The sequence below is a fragment of the Vibrio sp. 2033 genome (assembly GCF_033339735.1).
The window spans coordinates 1-534 of the sequence record NZ_JAWOVC010000755.1; the positions used below are offsets into that span (position 1 = coordinate 1).

A 534-nucleotide genomic window follows, 5' to 3' on the forward strand; every position below is an offset into this window, starting at 1 on the left:
TCTGCTTTAAACTGAGGCTTGGTTAATGCCTTGGGTAGCCACGACCACCCTAACCCCTCTCGCACCATATTGATGACAACAGAGAGCTGATCGACTTGCTCATTATTGGCTGAAAATATGAATTTCTCTTTTAAGCCTTCATCAACTAGCGATTTTAGAATGAACTGTCTCTCGGTCACCATCGCGTCAACAACTGAGTTCTGATCTAATTTCGCTAACCGTCCACCAGCTTGAACATAAGGAACGAACTCGACGTGGCCTAAAAAAACCGAGTCCATACTGTACATCGCGCTACTTTCGTGCACATTAACTAATCCACAGTGGATTGAGCCATCAACAATACCGCGCTTGATTTCAGCGCGATCACGCACTAATAACTCAACACGCATGGTCGGAAAATCTTTCGCTAATTGTTTGCGAATCATGAACAAAGCAGAAGGCGGCATAAAGCTCGAATAGGCAATCACCACGCGCTCCAAACCTCCGAAAGAAAGGCTCAGTGCGATGTTTTCAAATATCCTCGCCTGTTCGACT

The 534-nt window shown here is 45.5% G+C and carries 1 protein-coding gene; it reads right to left on the bottom strand.

The annotated features are described in order from the left end of the window. Positions 1-534 (bottom strand): LysR substrate-binding domain-containing protein (locus tag R7P74_RS28910; RefSeq protein WP_318124144.1); only part of this gene is annotated, 534 nt, incomplete at both ends.